The sequence below is a fragment of the Dehalococcoidia bacterium genome (genome assembly GCA_021295915.1).
In the GTDB taxonomy this organism is placed as follows: domain Bacteria; phylum Chloroflexota; class Dehalococcoidia; order Lucifugimonadales; family UBA1123; genus VXRN01.
On the sequence record JAGWBK010000073.1, the window covers coordinates 6116 to 6957 of the forward strand.

Below are 842 nucleotides of genomic sequence, written 5' to 3' on the forward strand. Positions count from 1 at the left end.
TGATTGATGATTAGCGCATGAGAAGACGAAGCACCGTCGTAATACGCGCTCGCTGAGCTCCTGGGCAACCCATAATAGTCTGTCCGGGTACGCACCAGTTTGTTATACAAACCAGGGCAGAAGGTTCGTACTAGAGCCATTATGTCAAGTAGTGGAGAGGGCGAATGATATGATCTTACCGCAACTCCCCTTATTGCGGACTTTCATGTAGTAACATGGTAGATGAGTCGGGGTGTTCAGGTTCTCTATTGGTGGACACCCTGATAGCGCGGGGACCATGGAAATGGTGAACAAGGTATTTCAACCTGTGCGCGAGCGGCCCATCACCAAGACAAGAGTCAGCGACTGGACTGAAGCGTCAGTACCGGTGTTCAGTGGCCCATATTGTTCCAGACCATGGACGCCCGCACTAAGACGCCTTCTACAACCACGCCAGCTACTAAACTGACACAGGCTCGGTACAGGGAAATGCGACACGGGTATCCTAGCGGTATCCACGTCCTGCAACTGGAGGAGGATCTTGCCGCGCCGCGCCACATTCCGGAAATGCACTTCTCACCTTGGCTTTAGTTAAGGTTCCCGTGGCTCTAGTAGCGCATCGTCTGGACATTCATGATTCCTCGGCTCCGAAGCTAGATTCGCCTGCTGTCAACGATGCGAACGGCCTTGCCCTCGCTGCGTGGCATTTGTTTGGGCGCCACTACCTCGACGCGACAACCGACCCCCAGCCTACTCTGCAACATCACAGCCAACTTCCTCCCTACGGCGCCCGCGCCCTCGCTGTCCCGGTACAACTTCTCCGACGCCTCTACCCGTACCGTCAGGTTATCCATGTGCGACTC

Annotated in this window: 1 protein-coding gene; it reads right to left on the bottom strand. The window is 55.1% G+C overall.

Annotation, left to right across the window (positions count from 1 at the left end; genetic code table 11):
* Positions 1 to 632: 632 nt before the first annotated feature.
* Positions 633 to 842, bottom strand: a 210-nt coding sequence (locus J4G14_14765) for a phenylacetate--CoA ligase (protein MCE2459053.1), incomplete at its 5' end; no start/stop codon positions are given.